A 15,247-nucleotide genomic window follows, 5' to 3' on the forward strand; every position below is an offset into this window, starting at 1 on the left:
GGGAGTGGGGAGTGGGAGTACACAGGTAACCCTCTTCTGCCACAATCAAACATTATAGCGATCGCCAAAACCATTAGGACATTGAATTTGAGTCCTGCTGAGAGAGACGCGATTAATCGCGTCTGTCCTGTTGAGTGCCTTGTCTTAACTGAGGTGACTACAGCTATAAATCGGGATAACGTGAATTCGGGATAGGGATTTTGGCGGTTTCAACCCCTCGGTTGCTAAAGATGGGGAGATGAGTCATTGGGGTAAGCTCCGCCTTCCCACTCTTTCTGTCTTGTGGATCAGTAGGATGAATGACGCCTTCTTCCCGTTTGTCATAAGTCATACCAAAACTTTAATTTTCCCTCGCCCAACTTTGCGGTTTTGATACAAGAAGTTTGCGATATTCCTACGTAGTAGCAGGGCTGTAGGAATGAGTACTTTTACGGTTAACAGCATCCTCGATAACGAAGATCCCAATGATGGGCTAGTGACATTGCGGGAGGCGATCGCTGCTGCTAACCAAACGGCAGGAGATGACACGATTGCTTTTAATCTGGCGGCGGGTACTCAGACGATTCAGCTGATCCGTACCCTCCCTGCTATCGATAGCAATATTACGATCACGGGCACTGGGGCAACCCAATTAACCATCAGCGGTGAGAACCGATATCGGGTGTTTTGGGTCAATAGTGGCACGGTTTACATTCGCAATTTAGCGATCGCTAATGGTCTGGCACGGGGCGGTAACGGCGGTACTGGCAGTCTTGGTGGTGGCGGCGGTGCGGGTGTTGGTGGGGGGCTTTTCATCAACAACGGGATAGTCACGCTAGAAGGAGTGACCTTTTCAGGTAACCGGGCGATCGGTGGCAATGGTGGCAATGCCATTCGCATCTATGGGGCGGGCGGCGGTGGCGGTGGTATGGATACGAATGGTGAAAATGGCAACTCAGACGGTGGCAATGGTGGGGGGCGATCGCCAGAGTTGGGTGGAAATGGGGGAAATACTCTTCCCGGTGGCGGTGGCAAAGGTGGCAGTAGCATTAATGGTCAAAACGCTGCGTTTAATACCATGGCGTTTGACGCTGCCGATACGAATGCTGCCAATGGCAGCTTTGGGGGTGGGGGTGGCGGTGGCGGTGATCTTGGCACTGGCAACGCGGCGGTTAACAATGCTCCCTCAATCTATGGGTTAGGGGGAAATGGGGGTGACTTTGGCGGCGGCGGTGGTGGCGGTGGCAATGGTGGTTTTGGTGCAGGTGGCGCAGGCGGCAACGGGCAACCCGGTTTTGGGGGTGGTCGTGGTGTTGCGGTGACTGGCAACGGAACGACGTTGCTTCGATATGGAGCCGGTAGCCCCCTAGGTGGCATTCATGGCGGTGGCGGTGGTGGCGCAGGTTTGGGCGGTGCGATTTTTCTCAATGCTGGGCAGCTAACCCTCAATCAGGTGTCCTTCACTCAAAACTCTGCTACCGGAGGGTTGGGGGGATTGGGGATCTACTTTCCCGAAGCCTCGACAGGGTTGCCCGGACAGGGCAAAGGTGGCGCAATTTTTGTGCGTGATGGTGCGATCGCCAGTGTCATCGATAACGCGATGACCTTTCAGGGCAATGTTGCCGCTGACGATTTGGGATTACCAATTGACAACGACAATGTGTTTGGGGCGATCGCCCAGATTGTCTCCCGTACTCCCGCGCCAGGACAAACGCCTCTGTCAACCCCAATCGCAACGGCCAGCAATGATGACCTCAAGGGCACCACCGGAAATGACATCATCAACGGCTTGAGTGGCAACGATCGCCTTACGGGTCTGGCAGGCAATGACCAACTGGTCGGCGATCTTGGCTCTGATCTCTTAGAGGGCAACGAAAACAACGATCAGTTGTTGGGCGGTGTTGGTAATGATCAATTGCGAGGTGGCAGTGGCAGCGATCGCCTGGATGGTGGCAAAGGGCGAGATACCCTTTTTGGGGGGAGCGATCGCGACCTGTTTGTGCTGCGTCGTCGAGATGGGCGCGACACCATTCAAGATTTTCGCGATCGGCAAGATCGACTGGCGTTGTCGGGTGGGTTACGCTTTCAGAATCTCACCGTTCGTCAGGTGGGGCGCAATACTCTGATCAGTGCTGGTAGTGAGGCACTGGCATTCTTGAAAGGCGTGCGAGCGGCTCAAATTACAGCGGCAGATTTCGTTCTAGGGTGAATCGTAGGGATGCTGCGATGAGTGCTGTTGATACGCCAGATACACTCCCTCCAAAAAATGATCGGGGGTCGTGTTTTCCGGCAGTTTTTCAAGCGTGAGCAAAGCCTTCACCTGACGCGCTAATTTTAAGCTCAAGGTCGATCGCCCCTGATCATACATCTGCGATCGCCGCTGCAAATATTCCCGCACGATGGCGAAATCATCGGGCAACAGGAGCGACATATCAGCGTATTGCAAGAGATAGTCTGCAACCTCTTGAGCTTGGTTAGAGGTGACCAGTTGAGCGGCTCCAATGGTGCGTTCCTCCTGAACGACGAGCGTGCCTGCCACCCAATCTCCCAGGCGTTTCTCTTGACTCCCAAAGATAATCATCCACATGCCAATGGACATCACATCATCAACGGGACGCAACAGCGATCGCAAAATCGCTTGAGGTAGGCGAGCAGGACGACCATCATCCCGGATTACCCGAATTTTGGCAAATCGCTTGCCTGGAGTCTGTCCCCGCCACACCGTCTCAAAGGCGGCAAAATAGCCAATCCAGACAAAGAAAACCAGTAGAGCCGCGATCGCCAATAGCCAATTTGCTAACCCACTGTAATCAATCTGGAGATTGTCCAAATACCGAAATAGTTGCGCTGAAAACCCCCACCACAGCAACAGCGACACACCGAGAAAAATCAACATCACCAGGTAGTCGATTGCCAGTGCCAGTGCTCGGTTGCCGATGCCTGCCAGGGTAAACTCCAATTCAACACTCTCTGGAGTTTGCAAGGTGATTCGGTTAAAGAAGCGCATAGGCGATGGGAGTGGGTGTGCAAGCGAAAAGTTTACGCCTCAGATTTGCTGTCAACGTGATAGCGATCGCCACCTGAGTGAGGATAGAGGGAGATGGGGTGATACCTTCAGTCGAGGGTTTCACCCCCATACCCCCTTGTATTAACTGTCTCGGCAGTTGCTATAAATATTAAGGAGCGTGAATGTAATAAATCCGCAAACTGTACGGGCGGGTTTAGCAGATTGATCTGCTCACTGCAATGGATTTGACAGCAAAACCCGCCCCTACCAAATCTCGAACTCATTTAATTCCCATTTCTAAGCTGACACTAACTTACCAATTCGGCAAATTCAAGAGCTAGGCACCAGATCGTGGGCGATCGCCGCGATCCTCTTAGTAGCCATGATGCAGCTTGCGTCCCAGTTGTCTGTGGATAAGGAGTTTGACGGTTGTACCCATCGCTATCTGGGCAACTGATTCTCGTCGATTGAGCGAGTCGTCAAGAGTCAACCGTTCGCCGAGGGGTCAGCGTTCGTGTCTACGTAGACGGTGGGCGATCGCTCTATCTCTGACGGGGGTATGGTGGCTGAGTTTGAAGCTGAGGTTGAGACAGTGCCGTTGTCACTCATCAACTGTTTCACCTGGGCGATCAAGCCTGCCAGTTTGCCATCCTCCAGCAGCGTGTTAATCAGTGCCAGTCCACTCGTAGAAAACAACAGCTTATTCACATCCTGAGCACCACTGCTGCCATTGCCGTTGCCATTAGCTCCGGGGAAGGAGTAGATTCGGGCATCGCCTAACACGCCCGGTTGCGGAGCCAGTGCGCTGAGCACTTCAGGCAAACGTTCTGCCAGTTCAGGCCAGATGGTGGTGAAGGTGTCAGCCGTGAGGCGAGCATTGCTAATCAGGTTACGAGCCGCAATTTGTGCCTGAATACCTTCGGCTTCTGCCAGGGATTTGTCACGGTTTGCCTCTGCCAACGTGCGAATCGCTTCTGCTTCTAATTCGGCGGCTTGTTTGGCAATCTCTGCCTGCCGTCGTCGCCGGAAGACATCAATTTCCACCACGTTTTGATCGGCGATGCGTCTCTCTTCGGCTTCTCGTTGAGCAGCAATGACAGCTAATTGCCGCTGTCGCTCTGCCACTTCGATCTCGGTTGCGGTGCTGACCGACGCTTCGGCGCGTGCCCGTTGTGCCTCAGCTTGAAAGCTCTCTTTGCGTTTTGCTGCGATCGCGATCGCCACATCTTCTTGGGCAATTCGGGCTAACCGCTCGGACTCCGCAACCTGAACCTGAGCCTCCAGACTTTGCGACTCAACCGTTTTCTTGCGGGTAATCTCCGCCAATTCTGCTTCTTGTTGTTGTAGAGCTTGTGCAACCTTGAGTTTTTTGTTACGTTCTTCTAACTCAATATCTGCATCAATTTGACTCTGTTTAATACCCAATTGTCGCCGAATTTCTTCTTCTTCAACTGATTTTTGTTGCAGAATTTTGGTGCGCTGAGTAGTTGCAGCTTCTCGGTCTTGTGCCTCTTGGATCTCCCGCTCCCGCTGAGCTTTGAGTGCTTCTACTTGCAATTGTTGCTCTAAGCGAGCACTCTCTTTTTCCTGCAAAATCTGGAGCGATCGCTTCTCTGCATCCAGTTCTTTTTGCTCGATCGCCACTTGAGTGGCGAGTTCAACTTCACGCTTTTGTTGAATCGACTTTTGAATTGTCTCCGTCCGCAAGCGCACACCCTGAGCATCAAAGAAGTTATTGGTGTCGTAGGTGTCGCTCTCTTGAATCTCAGAAATGGCGATGTTATTTAGCGTTAAACCGACCTTGCCCAAATCTTGCTGCACCAGATTCAATACCTCTTGGGCAAAGCCCAATTTGTCAGAATCAATCTCTGCCAGACTCTTGGTTTTAGCTGCCGCCCGAATCGCATCATCGGCTCGTTTTTCCAGTGCGTTTTTGATGTCATCTGGGGTGATGCGGTTGCCCTGCGATAACCGTGCTGCCGCTGTCAGCACATCTTCTTCAGAAGCACTGATGCACACATAAAATGTCACTCGCATATCGGCCCGCAGATAATCTTGCGTCCGCACGGCAAGTTTTCCAGTCCGTTCCACATCAATGGAAATCTCCCGGAGTGGAACGCGGGTCAACTCGTGAAATCCCGGCAGGACAATACATCCACCATTCAAGATCACAGTTTTTTGCTTAATAAAAACGCCCCCCGTCCGCACAAATGCCTCGTTGTTTGGCGTAATTACATACACGCGGGTGTATGCCCACACACCCAGCAGCAATAACACAATTAAACCCGCCACAATTCCCGCAAAAAAGGTAACACTGCCCAAGACCCCGGCAGAGGCAACTGGCAGTTGCCCTAGCGTGGGATGAGCGATCGATTGTACGTGCATCGCGTGGGGTACGGTCGCGTGCAGCGTCGGTGCGGAGTGGGCGATGGGTAACAGTTTTGCGTTGTGCGAGGGGGTCAACCGGGGAGGGGGTGTCTCGATAGGAGAAATGCTGGGGAGAGACTGAATGAACGAGAGCCAAAACAACATAGGACGTTCCACCTAACGCGACGGCTTGGAATGAGAAGTGCTAAACCACTGATCCTGATCAGGGCTGTCTTTAACAATCACGAGATACGATGATCCTGTTCGCTCAATCACTAAAACTTTTGCTCCTCGTTGGGGAATCACCGTTGCCCACTCTGGCAATATGGCGTTTACTGTGACTCGGTTGCGAGCAGGGTCTAATACATCTACCTGACCGATGCGGTTTTGTCCTGCAATCGGGACTTGGGCTGTGCTGACTGTACCGATACAGCCAATCAGGCGATCGCTCCCCACGTCCTCACCAAAGGAGGCAAATACTTTGCCGATTGGCTTGGCGATTTGCCCACCCAAAAGCAACGCCCCCACCAGGGAAATCAGCACCAGCACAACGCCAACAAAGCCACTTAGGAGGTTGCCTAAAATCCCCCCGATAAAGACATTCAGCATCCAGCCCAACAAGCCCCAGATGCTGAGATCGGTCGCTAACAGCAGGATGAGAGGTGCCCGACCAATCCCTAGCCAGGCAACCATCTGAGCCATCGTCAAGCTGGCTCCCTCTGCATCGGTATCGAGATCGAGGAGATTGCCCTCTGCATCCAGTGCAAGGTCGGCGTCTACATCTGCATCGATATCGGCATCCAGGTCAGTGTCGTCGCCCCCGCCTGCCAGGATGACAAATAGAAAAAGAGAGACGCCCAAGCCTAGAAAAATCCAGTAGGGCAAGTTGGACAGGTGAAAGAGCGGCATGGTAGTGAGAGATGAAGCGAAGCCAGCAGCTATAACCCATTGTTCGTAGACCTATGTCATCGAACAATGACTTCACCACCATAGCCGCTCTCTCCTGGGAATGATGTCAAAACGCGAAGTTTTTTAATTTTTGGTTGCTTATGCTAATCCTCAAAAATGGCGGTTAAAACCGTAGTGATACGACCAAAGCTCACCGACGCGGACTTCTTAAATTGAGGTTTCTGTAACCTGCATAAACAGGTGTTGCTCAGATAGCCGCAACTCCAGTCGCCAAGACGACCAGAAGATGAGCTTTTCAGACTTCAGCCTGCCGTTTTAACCGCCCCCATTCCTGATTTCTAATCCCACCTTAAACGAACGTGAAGTAGGGTTGAGCAAGGCTCAAATTTGTTACGCCTTCAACTACTGCAATGAGTTCATCGGGTCGGCGTCCAGGTTCGTCTCGATAGATACCCACACTCCGCCTGGTAGAGCCTCCACCTCGCCTAATGACATAATTTGCAGCAGTGCCCTCCAGTTGGATGAAATCAACCCGTCGTCTAAAGTCACGAATCACTGCATAATCCTGTAACCCTGCAACAAAGCGTCGTCCATCGTTGTAAAACGCCTGCGTCGTGTTGCCCAAGACAAACAGATCGCGCCCACTACCGCCGGTCATCACATCGATCTCATTTCTGCCGGGTCGGGCAGCGGTTTCGTTGACTCCAACCAGGGTGTCGTTACCGCCTAAACCTGTCAGTTCATCATTGCCTGCACCCCCATACAGACCGTCAATGCCATTGCCACCGTCCAATTCGTCGTTGCCATCGCCAGCACTGAGGAAGTCGTTTTCAGAACCCCCTAACAGGCGATCGCTCCCTGCTCCCCCAAACAGTTGGTCAGCACCATTTCCGGCATCTAACAGGTCGTCGCCTGCTTCACCATCAAGGGTATCTGCACCAAAGCCACCATAGAGGCTGTCGTTGTCAGCATCGCCATTGAGGTAATCAACCCCATCCTCACCATAGAGGCGATCGACTCCTTCACCACCCGCCAGGTTGTCGTTGCCGAAGCCTCCTTCCAGGAAATCGTCACCATCATCTCCGGATAGGCGATCGGCTCCATCGTCCCCATTCAGGTAGTCTTCACCCCGACCCCCAAACAGATCGTCATTGCCGTCACCCCCATACAGGTCATCGTCACCGCTACCGCCATTGAGTTCGTCATCGTCATCACCACCCGACAACCGATCCTCGCCTGAGTCTCCTCTCAGTTCATCTTCGCCATCATTACCAAAGAGGCGATCGGCTCCCTCACCCCCTGCAATGTCGTCATCGCCTCTGTTGCCGGACAGGGTATCGTTGCCAGCGTAGCCCAAAATCAGGTCATCGCTCGAAGAGCCGTTTAAAGTGTCGTCCCTAAATGTACCTGGAATAAATGCCATATCATCAACCGCCGTTTCAGTGTTCCCGATACTGTCTAAATTAGTCATTTGTGCGGCGATCGCACTTCATCTCAGGGAGTTAGCCAGGTGGATGAATCAGCCGTATCGCTAGACCTACGGTAATTTCACCTGATTGGACTCCTCCACTGGCATGAAGGCAACAATTGCCCACAAATGTCAGTCTAGATAGATATATTAGATACCACGTTGCCTAGACCCCCTAATCCAAGAAGGGCCGTGGAGCAGTGCCCCCGGTCAGGGTTTCTCCCCTGTACTCCTGCTAACCAATCTGGTTATTCCATATCAGACGGAGAAAGGTCTGATTTTGAGCCTGTTTTGAGGTGAGATGCAATGAAACGTCAAGTTTTAATCGCTACAACGGTTTTACTGACTCTGGCTGGAGGATTTGCGCCAGAGTCGATCGCCGCATCGATACCAGTCACAGGGGACAGCAGTCAAACAGCGAAGGCGGAGGATGCCACACCTTCCGGAGTAAAGCAAAACGCCAATCGCGATCGCCAACGGCAGCAGGAAGCAGCCCGCCGCGAACGCGAACGCCAGCGTCAAGCCGAGATGCAAGAGCAGTGGCAGGACGATCAAGAGGATGATGACGATCGTCGAGATGATGACTGGTGGCGCGATCGCAATGATGATCGGTGGGATGACAGCGAAGACTATTGGGAAGACGGAGAAACCCAGCAAGAGCGCGATCGCGAAGAATGGGAAGAGCAACGGGGCGATCGGGATTGGCAACAACGCCAAAACTCCCGCTATTGGGAGGAACAACGCCGGGATTGGGAGAACCAGCGTCGCGACTGGGAATATCGCAATGACTGGTGGCGCAGCAATGGGGAAACCAACTGGCAAAGTACAGTTCCTGTTCCGACTTACGCCTATGAGGGCACACGATTAGAACTCACCTCTTTATCACAGGAGTGGGTTACCGTTTCGATTGAGAGTGTCCATGGTGAACACGAACTTTCCTTCACAGGAAGCAATTCTCAACAGACTGTCTACCTGGCTCCAGGGGCTTATCGCCTGCGATTTCGCCCGACCTTAAGCAGTCGTCCCTGGCGATCGGGCTATCTGGAAGTAGGGCAGACCAACTTTATTCGAGTCGTTTTTGACCAGAGCCGAGGCTTGGTCCAGGTCTACGACGCTCCTTCTGCCTGGGTTTCTGAATAAGCAGAGTCATCCTGGCAGGAACGCCTGCTTCTGTACTCCTACGGTCATCAGTTCCACAACGATCGCTAAAAAAGAGGGTAGTTCATCACTACCCTCTCTCTGTTTTTCTGACCAGAGCTATATCAGGGGCGATCGCACCAACCCTTAACCCAACAGGGCTTTGGCACGGGCTACGACGTTATCAACGGTGTAGCCAAATTTTTCCATCACAACCCCACCAGGAGCAGAAGCCCCAAAGCGATCGACGCTGACAGAGTCACCATCACTGGTAGTGTAACGGCACCAGCCAAAGCTCGATCCTGCTTCTACTGCCAGACGCTTGGTAACAGCTTTGGGCAACACCGACTCTCGGTAAGCGGCATCTTGCTCTTCAAACAATTCCCAGGAGGGCAGAGACACAACGCGAACTTTTGTGCCTTCGCTGGCTAGCTTTTCAGCCGCTTTAATCGTCAAGCCCAACTCCGACCCAGTACCGATCAGGATCAGATCAGGAGTCCCCTCAGAATCAACAACAACGTATCCACCCTTTGTCGCACCCTCGATAGAAGTAACAGACAGGCTTTCAACGTTTTGACGCGATAACGCAAGCAGGGTTGGACGATTTTGCTTAGCGTAGGTGATGGCAATCTTGTAAGCCGCAGAGGTTTCGTTGCCATCTGCCGGACGAATCACCGTCAGACTGGGAATTGCCCGCAGAGATGCCAATGTCTCGACAGGTTGGTGAGTCGGACCGTCTTCCCCTTGACCAATCGAATCATGGGTCATGACCCAAATAGATCCTGCCTCGGACAGGGCTGAGAGACGAATTGCCGCCCGCATGTAGTCAGTAAAGATCAGGAAGGTTGCACCATAGGGGATTAGCCCGGAACCGTGCAGGGCAATCCCGTTGTTGATCGCACCCATGCCATGTTCCCGCACACCATAGTGAACGTTACGGTTGGCGTATTGACCCTTCTGGAAGTCACCAAAGCCTTTCAGTTCAGTCAAGTTGGAGTGAGTCAGGTCAGCCGAACCCCCAATCAATTCAGGCAGCACAGGAGCTAGCTTGTTGAGAACGATCTCAGAATACTTGCGGGTTGCTAGCGATTTGTCTTCAGCCGTGTAGGTGGGTAATACGGAGTCCCAACCATCGGGCAACTTGCCACTGAGGAGACGCTCAAACTCAGCTGCCTCTTGAGGATACTTTGCTTTGAAATCTGCAAGCGTCTTGTTCCACTCGGATTCATACTGAGCACCCCGCTCAACGGCTTTGCGGGTATGCTTGAGCACATCATCAGGAATCACAAAGGGTTCATACTCCCAGCCCAAGTTGGTGCGGGTGGCTTTCACTTCATCGCCACCTAACGCTGCACCGTGGACTCCAGCGGTGTTGGCTTTGTTAGGAGAACCGTAACCAATGGTGGTTGTCACTTTAATCATGGAAGGCTTGTCTGTGACCGCCTTTGCTTCTTCGATCGCCTTAGCAATACCTTCTAAATCGTTGTTTCCATCTGCAACGTGCAAAACGTGCCAACCGTAGGACTCAAATCGCTTGCTAACATCTTCAGTGAAGGCGATATCGGTCGAGCCGTCGATGGAAATATGGTTGTCATCATAGAGGGCAATCAGTTTACCAAGCCCATAGTGACCTGCGAGCGAGCACGCCTCACCCGATACCCCTTCCATGTTGCAGCCATCACCCAAAATCACGTAGGTGTAGTGGTCAACTAGCGTGACATCAGGCTTGTTATATTTGGCTGCCAGGTGAGCTTCAGCCATCGCTAATCCAACCGCATTTGCAATGCCCTGACCCAGAGGCCCAGTTGTTACTTCAACCCCTGCTGTCTCAAAGTTTTCGGGGTGACCGGGAGTTTTAGAACCCCACTGACGAAACTGCTTAATGTCCTCAATTGTGACGCTGTCATAGCCTGCAAGATAAAGCAGGGCATACTGTAACATACAGCCGTGACCAGCGGACAATACAAAGCGATCGCGGTTAAACCATTTTGGATTTTTGGGATTAAACCGCATAAACTTGTCCCACAGGACATACGCCATCGGAGCAGCCCCCATTGGCAGTCCAGGGTGACCAGACTTAGCTTTTTCTACAGCATCGACCGCCAGAAAACGGATCGAGTTAATACAAAGTTGATCGAGCGATTGGGTTGCGACAGCCATGATCTCTTCTACTCAACGACGGTGTGACAGTACATTCATCATCCCACTGGCGGGATTTAGGGGCAATAATCCGTTCAGCGTTAACAAACAGCAATCAAAAATAGAGCGATAGCCAGACTATTTAGGAGAAGGAAGCGTGGGGTTTAAGCCCTGGATCAGGGTTCATCCCTGCACCCTGTCCTTAACGCAAGGACTACGGCTATAACAAATCGAATTTCTCGGTAATTTGGTAAGTAACTATACCTACTATTAATAGCTTATAGTCTATGTCTATCCTTGCCAACGATCGATTTTTAATCTCTTGATAAAGTCCTGGCGGTTGATGGATAAGCACTGAGCGGACTAACACTAGATGGACTAATTAAGAGTGGGTAGATGACCAACACTCTACCCACTATTGGCAATTTCCCGCTTTAGCACAAACGGTTAGTGACTGAACTTACGAAACACGAGTGTGACGTTGTGACCTCCAAAGCCAAATGAATTGGACAGAGCCACTTCGACAGGTTGTTGGCGACTGTGGTTGGGAATGTAATCTAAATCGCAATCGGGGTCAGGATTCTCCAGGTTAATTGTGGGAGGAACATGATCATGTTTGACTGCCATGACCGCAGCGACGGCTTCGATGCCACCTGAGCCACCCAACAAATGCCCCGTCATAGACTTCGTGGAACTGATGGCAACCTGACGAGCATGATCTCCCAAGGCGGTCTTGATCGCCGCTGTTTCGGTCGAGTCGTTAGCAGGGGTGCTCGTACCGTGGGCGTTGATGTAACTGACCTGGTCGGGAGTGATTTTGGCATCTTTAATTGCCAACTGAATTGCTCTAGCGGCTCCCTCTCCGCCTGGAACAGGAGATGTCATGTGGTAAGCGTCGCAGGTCATGCCATAGCCGATGATCTCAGCATAGATTTTGGCACCCCGGCTAAGGGCATGTTCTAGCTCCTCTAGAATGAGAATGCCTGCACCTTCTCCCATCACGAACCCATCGCGATCGCGATCAAAGGGGCGACAGGCGTGTGCCGGGTCATCATTGCGAGTGGACAGTGCTCGTGCCGCCGCAAACCCAGCATACGCCAGGGGAGTCACCGCTGCCTCTGCGCCACCACAGATCATGGCTTGCGCATAGCCCCGTTGCACCAGGCGGAATGCGTCACCTACAGCATTTGAACCGGCGGCACAGGCGGTTACAGGGCAGGAGTTGGGTCCCTTAGCACCCACATGAATGGCAGTTAAACCTGCCGCCATGTTGGCAATCATCATGGGCACCATGAACGGGCTACAGCGATCGGGACCACGGGTTAAGTAGACCTCTTGCTGGTCTTCCATCACCTTCAAGCCACCGATGCCAGTGCCGATCATGACACCAACTTGCTCAGCATTGAGGTCATTAATAACAAACCCCGCATCAGCGATCGCCTGTTTACTCGCCGCTACCGCAAACTGTGAGAAGCGATCCATGCGCTTGGCATCCTTGCGATCCATATAGGCATGGGGGTCAAACCCTTTGACCTCTCCTGCAATTCGACTATCGTGGCGCGACGCATCAAATAAAGTGATAGGCGCAATCCCATTGCGTCCACTTCGCAATCCGTCCCAATATTCAGCCAGAGTGTTGCCAATGGGGGTAATTGCACCCAATCCAGTGATTACAACACGCTTATATTCAGAATCAGCACTTGTCATGACAGCAGCTTTAAGGATTCAAGATGGAATCAGGGTTTGGAGTTGGAACGACCACCTCTAACCCAGAATCCGAATAACATTGGTTCAGGGGTCAGGAATTGAACGCACTAAGCACCTGACACCCAAACCCCAAACGCTGAAGTTAAGCAGCAACCTTGCCGTCAATGTAGTCCACTGCCGCTTGAACGGTCGCAATGCCTTCAGCCGCTTCATCGGGAATTTCAATATCAAACTCTTCTTCTAACGCCATCACGAGTTCAACGGTGTCGAGAGAGTCAGCACCCAAGTCGTTGGCAAAACTGGCTTCGGGTTTCACCTCACTCGTTTCGACACCCAACTGTTCAGACACAATTTCTTGAACTTTTTTAAGAATTTCCTCGCGGCTCATAATTATCCCTTCTTGCTCGGACGCAATATTTAGCTAACTGGACTACACGACCAACTGCCACAAACCTACCTGAAAACCTCTAGCAATGGGAGTTAGACTCCCACAGACGTCTACAGGAGTTTTGGGCATTTCTAAATCTTATCCGAAAGAGTGACGGGATTGCGGTTAAAAGGATGAAGGATGAAGGATAAAAAGATCGAGGTCGTTTTTCTTTTTGTATTCTTAATTGTTTATCTTTGAGCCTTTTTAGTTAATGTCTTCCAGCTTGATGCGCGGGTCAACAGCCTTTAGTAAGAAGTCTGCCAGCAAATTACCCAGGATAAGCATGACACCACCCATCATCAGGCTTGCCATGACTAGATATAGATCTCTGGCGGTCACCGCTTGCAAAATTAATCGCCCCAATCCAGGCCAGTTGAAATAGTTTTCAGTGATAAACGCACCTCCTAACAAGCCTGCAAATTCAAACCCTAGCAGGGTCATCAGGGGGTTGACTGCATTCCGCAAGGCATGGACGTAGATGACGCGGTTTTCAGGCAAGCCTTTAGCGCGAGCCGTCTGAATATAGTCTTGCCGCAATACGTCCAATAATTCACCACGCATGATTCGCTGTAGCCCTGCAAAACTGGTGATGCTCAGAGCAAGTGTTGGCAAGATCAGGTGCCATGCCACGTCCAACACCTTACCCAGGGGAGTGAGGTCAGCGTGGTCGATGCTAGTCATGCCACCAATCGGAAACAGGGGTGAGGTGTTTTGCGCCAATGTTAGCAGGAGCAACCCTGTAATCAGGGTGGGAAATCCCTGACCGATATAGCTGATGACCCGCAAAATGCGATCGCTCCATCGGTTTTGCTCAACCGCTCCAATAATGCCCAGGGGAATGGCGATCGCCCATGTCAATATCATCGACGAGAGAGATAACAACACTGTATTAGGGATTCGTTCCCACAGGAGGGATGTTACCGATCGCTGATAGGCAAAACTCCGTCCAAAATCACCCTTTGTGACAATCTGCCGCAACCAAAGGAAATATTGCTCAATCGGATGCTTATCTAACCCAAACTGGGCTTCCAGACTTTTGAGCGTTTGCTCGTCAATTTGAGGATTTTGCCGCAAGGTATCGAGATAATCCCCAGGAGCCAATTGGATAATAAAAAAGCTCAGGGCAGAAGCCAACAACAACGTCAATAAGGCTTGCAACAGCCGTTTCACCAGATATACCGTTGTTTCACTGGTGATGGCATGGATAAAGCCACTGCTGATAGATTGAAACCGCTGTTGCAGCGATGAAGCTCTATTCGAAGTCATGGAGGCTATCGAGTCAAACCGGACTCACGTCGATACTACTGACAAGGTTGAATAATCAAGTTGCTAATATTGCACAAGGGTAATCACCGGAGCCTCCGGCAGATTTTTGCGTCCCTCTAAAAAGGTTAACTCAATCACAAAGGCAAAGCCCGCTAACTCAGCCCCAGTTTGTTGAATCAGTTTGGCAGTAGCTGCCGCCGTTCCACCCGTCGCGATCAGGTCATCCACAATTAACACGCGGCTACCGGGATGAAAAGCATCCTGATGCATTTCCAGGCGATCGGTTCCATACTCCAACTCATATTCTACCGAGTGAATCGCGGCTGGTAGCTTGCCCGGTTTGCGAACTGGGATAAATCCTTTCTCTAATTTGCACGCCAGTGGAGTGCCAAAGATAAACCCTCGTGACTCCATACCAACAACATAGTCGATGGACAGATGGCTTACCTTTTCGGCGAGCAGGTCAATGGTGTAACACAATCCCTGGGGGTTGTTTAACAGGGTTGTAATATCTCGAAATAAGATACCGGGTTTTGGAAAATCGGGAACATCACGAATCAGAGATTTGAGATCCATAAATCAGGATGGGATGAAGGGTCGTAGCAATAGTATCACCATTGGTTAATGGTCAATGGTCAACCGTTAACGGTTAGGAGTTTTTAGTGCTTAGTACTGCTATTCATGGATAGGGTTTGGAAATAAAACCAGGGGGTATGGGGGCTGCGCCCCCAGCCAGGGGTTCCACCCCTGCACCCCAAATTCCCACCCTTATTTACGACGAGTTGTACTTAGGAATGGGAATGATAGCCGTGGTCACTTGGGTTAGGTCTGACTTTTG

Annotated in this window: 12 protein-coding genes; 2 read left to right on the forward strand and 10 right to left on the reverse strand. The window is 51.6% G+C overall.

Annotation, left to right across the window (positions count from 1 at the left end):
• The first annotated feature begins 418 nt into the window (after window positions 1–418).
• Complete coding sequence (locus H6G89_RS35870; RefSeq protein WP_190511171.1) at window positions 419–2,188, forward strand: hypothetical protein; 1,770 nt, start codon at window positions 419–421, stop codon at window positions 2,186–2,188.
• Here the strand turns inward: H6G89_RS35870 and H6G89_RS24015 are convergent.
• The 5 genes from H6G89_RS24015 to H6G89_RS24035 all read right to left on the reverse strand — a co-directional run bounded on the left by H6G89_RS24015 (window position 2,180) and on the right by H6G89_RS24035 (window position 7,733).
• Window positions 2,180–2,986, reverse strand: coding sequence for an RDD family protein (locus H6G89_RS24015; RefSeq protein ID WP_190511173.1), 807 nt, complete (start codon window positions 2,984–2,986; stop codon window positions 2,180–2,182). The genes H6G89_RS35870 and H6G89_RS24015 overlap by 9 nt on opposite strands.
• Window positions 2,973–3,110: a hypothetical protein gene (locus tag H6G89_RS24020; RefSeq protein WP_190511175.1), complete on the reverse strand. Its 138-nt coding sequence runs from the start codon at window positions 3,108–3,110 to the stop codon at window positions 2,973–2,975. Before H6G89_RS24020 ends, H6G89_RS24015 begins: the two co-directional genes overlap by 14 nt.
• A 362-nt stretch (window positions 3,111–3,472) precedes the next feature.
• On the reverse strand, window positions 3,473–5,518 hold the full coding sequence (locus H6G89_RS24025) for a flotillin family protein (protein WP_190511177.1): 2,046 nt from the start codon (window positions 5,516–5,518) through the stop codon (window positions 3,473–3,475).
• A 12-nt stretch (window positions 5,519–5,530) separates the two neighbouring features.
• On the reverse strand, window positions 5,531–6,262 hold the full coding sequence (locus H6G89_RS24030; protein WP_190511179.1) for an OB-fold-containig protein: 732 nt from the start codon (window positions 6,260–6,262) through the stop codon (window positions 5,531–5,533).
• 349 nt (window positions 6,263–6,611) lie between these two features.
• Window positions 6,612–7,733: a calcium-binding protein gene (locus H6G89_RS24035; RefSeq protein WP_190511181.1), complete on the reverse strand. Its 1,122-nt coding sequence runs from the start codon at window positions 7,731–7,733 to the stop codon at window positions 6,612–6,614.
• Between the two features lie 303 nt (window positions 7,734–8,036).
• Here H6G89_RS24035 and H6G89_RS24040 point away from each other — a divergent pair, with 303 nt between their 5' ends.
• Window positions 8,037–8,870 (forward strand): hypothetical protein, encoded by an 834-nt coding sequence (locus H6G89_RS24040; protein ID WP_190511184.1) that lies wholly within the window; start codon window positions 8,037–8,039, stop codon window positions 8,868–8,870.
• A gap of 144 nt (window positions 8,871–9,014) precedes the next feature.
• Here H6G89_RS24040 and tkt read toward each other — a convergent pair whose 3' ends face one another.
• From tkt to H6G89_RS24065, 5 genes are all read right to left on the reverse strand, one after another.
• Window positions 9,015–11,027: a transketolase gene (tkt, locus tag H6G89_RS24045; protein ID WP_190511187.1), complete on the reverse strand. Its 2,013-nt coding sequence runs from the start codon at window positions 11,025–11,027 to the stop codon at window positions 9,015–9,017.
• A gap of 426 nt (window positions 11,028–11,453) precedes the next feature.
• A complete protein-coding gene (gene fabF, locus H6G89_RS24050; RefSeq protein ID WP_190511189.1) occupies window positions 11,454–12,713 on the reverse strand; it encodes a beta-ketoacyl-ACP synthase II in 1,260 nt (419 codons plus the stop codon).
• A 142-nt stretch (window positions 12,714–12,855) separates the two neighbouring features.
• Complete coding sequence (gene acpP / locus H6G89_RS24055; protein ID WP_190511191.1) at window positions 12,856–13,101, reverse strand: acyl carrier protein; 246 nt, start codon at window positions 13,099–13,101, stop codon at window positions 12,856–12,858.
• 246 nt (window positions 13,102–13,347) lie between these two features.
• A complete protein-coding gene (locus H6G89_RS24060) occupies window positions 13,348–14,409 on the reverse strand; it encodes an ABC transporter permease (protein ID WP_190511193.1) in 1,062 nt (353 codons plus the stop codon).
• Between the two features lie 63 nt (window positions 14,410–14,472).
• On the reverse strand, window positions 14,473–14,985 hold the full coding sequence (locus H6G89_RS24065) for an adenine phosphoribosyltransferase (RefSeq protein WP_190511194.1): 513 nt from the start codon (window positions 14,983–14,985) through the stop codon (window positions 14,473–14,475).
• Between the last annotated feature and the right edge of the window lie 262 nt (window positions 14,986–15,247).

Origin of the sequence: Oscillatoria sp. FACHB-1407 (genome assembly GCF_014697545.1) — a bacterium.
Classification (GTDB): domain Bacteria; phylum Cyanobacteriota; class Cyanobacteriia; order Elainellales; family Elainellaceae; genus FACHB-1407.